The organism is Bacillus sp. MYb56, assembly GCF_002976445.1.
Lineage (GTDB): Bacteria > Bacillota > Bacilli > Bacillales > Bacillaceae_G > Bacillus_A > Bacillus_A mycoides.
This window is the reverse complement of sequence record NZ_PCOH01000128.1, coordinates 1-1,186: the sequence shown is the minus strand read 5'-3', so window position 1 is coordinate 1,186 and position 1,186 is coordinate 1. Positions and strand designations below refer to the sequence as shown.

Genomic DNA, 1,186 nt, shown 5'->3' with positions numbered 1-1,186 from the left:
TTCGATTTTCTTTGGTGTTTGTTCTAGTTGTGGTTTCATAATAATCTGTTGTGGTGTCTCTAGTTGTGGAATAACAGGTTTTTCGGTTACTTTTGGTTGTTCCGGTACCTGTGGTTGTGGTACTTCTGGTTGCTCTGGCTTTTGTGGTATTTCTGGTTTTTGTGGTTGTTCTGGCTGTTCTGGTTTTGGTGTCTCTGGTGTAGGTGGTGTCGGTTTCTTCTGATCCTTCACCGTGTGCTTAATAATTTGACCATCCTCTTTAATTTCAAAAGAGAATATTTCTTCATTCAGTAGATATCCGTCTGGTGCGAACGTTTCTTTATACGTGTACTTTCCATATGGAAGCTTGAATTTTGCAATGCCGTTTTCATCCGTTTTTCCTTTTGCAACTTCTTTTCCTTGCTCGTTAAAGATAGTAAATTCAGCGTTTGGAAGTTTATTGTTGCCATCCGCAATATCTACCTTACTAATCTCCAACTCTCCTATGATTCGCTTATTTTGCGCTGTTAGCATGACTGTCTTTCCTTGTTCCGAGATAATAAAAGGAATAGGTTCTTTGCTTAACACATAGCCAATTGGTGCTTGCTTCTCAACAAATGAATATGCTCCAAATGGTAAGTCTTTCACTTCAATCAAACCGTTTTTATCAGTTTTGTGTTCACTAATTTTCTTCCCTTTACTATCTTGAAGAACGAACACCGCACCTTCTAATTTTCCACCCGGATTCTCTCCATCTAATTTTATAAGTCGCACATTTCCTTTTACTTCTTTATTTTCGACTGTGAAAGTTAGCGTTTTTCCTTGTTCTTTAATCTCGAATGGATATTTTGTTTGATTAAGAAGGTATCCTTCTACCCCTTTTGTCTCAACAAAATAATACTTTCCATATGGAAGATCCTTCACTTGTGCAATCCCTTGCTCATTTGTAGTTGTTTTTGTAATCTCTTTTCCCTCAGCTGTATACACTGTAAACTCTACTTTTGGAAGAGTTTTTCCGCTGTCACTTAATTTCTTAATCTCGATATTTCCTTTTACTTTAGTATTTTGTACTGTAATAGTTGCAACCTCGCCTGTTTTAACTTCAATCTGTTGTGGCTGCCCATTTAGTACATAACCAGTAGGTGATTTTACCTCTTTAAGAGTATAAGTTCCGATTTCTAAACCAGAAAGGCTTGCTAAACCTTGC

General features: G+C 37.1%; 1 protein-coding gene. It reads right to left on the bottom strand.

Features of this window, described 5'->3' with window-relative positions:
• On the bottom strand, nucleotides 1–1,186 hold a 1,186-nt coding region (locus tag CQ058_RS32070), incomplete at both ends, for an MSCRAMM family protein (RefSeq protein ID WP_258169610.1).